Source organism: Ideonella aquatica (assembly GCF_018069755.1).
Taxonomy (GTDB): Bacteria; Pseudomonadota; Gammaproteobacteria; order Burkholderiales; family Burkholderiaceae_C; genus Ideonella; species Ideonella aquatica.
Map to the genome: position 1 here is coordinate 1 of NZ_JAGQDE010000057.1, position 1,192 is coordinate 1,192.

The following is a 1,192-nucleotide window of genomic DNA, read 5'->3' on the forward strand; positions in this document are numbered from 1 at the left end:
GCCGGGGACCATTCCCCAACCCCGAAGGCTTCTCCTGCTCGCCTTCCCAGGCAAGCTCCCCCATCAACGTCAAACGCGGTGACCACCCTGCGCAGGCAGCCACCGCGTCAGCGGTTTAGTTCAACGTTCGAGCTGAGCCGCGCACGCCGGCATGGTGCTTGGCCCGCTGTACGGATGATGATCTAAGCCGGGAAGCGGGCCAAGTGCCATGACGGTGGGCGTCGGTTCCAGCGAGGGGTTAGATTCGCTCGTACGCCAGTTTTACAGCATGAGGTCCGTATATGCGCTCGAGTCTGCGCACAGTAAAGTGACCTCGACTCATATCTTGAAAGTGGTCCATAAACAAGTAGTTGATCGCGCCACCGGAGATCGCGCCGATTACCGGTATCGCCTGGGCCGCTGCCTTCTCCGTGACCTGCACCTGGAACCGGGAGGCAACCAGAACGACAAGCCGTACGAGCGCAGGGGCGCCTTCTTCGGCAATCGTGTGTGTGGCTAGATACTCTGTTACTTCAGTGACGGCGCGACCAAGCGCCGTCCTCATTGCAAAGTATGCGGTCTCCGAGGCGTCATCCTTGCTTCCGGGGCCCCCTAAAGCGAAGACCTCAATACAAGCCAACTTTGTCTGCACGTCCGTCAAACTTTCGCCATTGGAGCGCGCAATGTCCGCAATAGAGCGGCACATGATGGTGGTAGAAACCGGAAGCTCGATGGCAAGTGCGGGCAGTCCAAAGAAGCCGCCCGCTGCGCCAGTGATTGTGGCTGCGGCCTTGTGCCACCAAGGATAGGAGTCTGTCTCCGCCTTGCCCATCGTCAGCACTGCGCCCTTTAAAGCAACCATGAGAGCGTCTCGGGTGAACTCGCCGACCCTGTCTTGCCACGTAGCCGGCAACAGTTCTATACCCTTTTCGATTGGCTTACCGAGCAGATTACTGGCCTTAATTGCAAATCCCGGGTTCTCTAGCAGCTGCTTCGCAAGGCGAAGCTCATCGAGATGCTGGGGCTCGAGTTCCTTCTCTTGCGTGGTCATATGGTCCTCCACCGCGCGAAGCGGTTGTTGCGAATCTAACAGATAGCGTTTATCTGCCGAGCCCGACGGCCGGCAGCGCGCGCGGCGGGCAGCCGAGGCAGATAAACCGTGTTGAACTGAACCATCGTGCCGTCCCTGGCCGCGGGGGCCTGTGTGGCGGCT

At 59.7% G+C, this 1,192-nt stretch carries 1 protein-coding gene; it reads right to left on the reverse strand.

Translation table 11 applies throughout. The features are described 5' to 3' along the window. Positions 1–238: 238 nt before the first annotated feature. On the reverse strand, positions 239–1,192 hold a 954-nt coding region (locus KAK06_RS23980), incomplete at its 5' end, for an EcsC family protein (protein ID WP_210804700.1).